The 934-nt window shown below is 51.9% G+C and carries 1 rRNA gene; it reads left to right on the plus strand.

The features are described 5' to 3' along the window. A 23S ribosomal RNA gene (locus tag AC1EKG_RS10415) occupies window positions 1-934 on the plus strand; the annotation flags it as partial.

The raw sequence follows: 934 nt of genomic DNA on the forward strand, positions 1-934 counted from the left end.
CATGTGGCTTGGTTAACCCGTGTGGGGTAGTCGTAGCGAAAGCGAGTCTGATAAGGGCGTTTGGTCGCGTGTTCTAGACCCGAAGCGGGGTGATCTACGCATGGTCAGGTTGAAGCTATGGTAAGACGTGGTGGAGGACCGAACCCACTTCAGTTGAAAATGGAGGGGATGAACTGTGCGTAGGGGTGAAAGGCCAATCAAACTCCGTGATAGCTGGTTCTCCCCGAAATGCATTTAGGTGCAGCGTTGAGTTTAGGTTTGTGTGAGGTAGAGCTACTGGTTGGTCAATGGGCCTTGTTGGTTACTGAGACCAGCCAAACTCCGAATGCGCATTAAACTATTGCTTGGCAGTGAGACAGCGGGGGATAAGCTTCGTTGTCAAAAGGGAAACAGCCCAGATCGCCGGTTAAGGCCCCTAAGGGTATGCTTAGTGGGAAAGGATGTGTAGTTGCTGTGACAGCCAGGAGGTTGGCTTAGAAGCAGCCATCCTTGAAAGAGTGCGTAATAGCTCACTGGTTTAGTGATTGCGCGCCGATAATTTAGCGGGGCTTAAGCATACCGCCGATACCGTGGCTTCCATACGTGTGCTGGCTGCTCTTTGTTGGGTGGTTGGTGTGTGGTTGGGTAGGGGAGCGTCCTGCATGAGGTGAAGTTTCGGAGTGATCCGGGGTGGATTGTGTGGGAGTGAGAATGCAGGCATGAGTAGCGATTGAGAAGTGAGAATCTTTTCCGTCTTATAACTAAGGGTTCCAGGGGTAGGTTCGTCCGCTCTGGGTTAGTCGGGTCCTAAGGCGAGGCCGTCAGGCGTAGTCGATGGTTAACCAGTTTTTATTCTGGTACCGGCATATTCTCGTTCTGTGGTGAGGCGCATAGTACTAACCAATATTTACTGCTGGTTTTCCCTTTCGGGGGTTTGCTGGTGGTGGTCTTGGGA

This window comes from Winkia sp. C0117E2 (assembly GCF_056590455.1).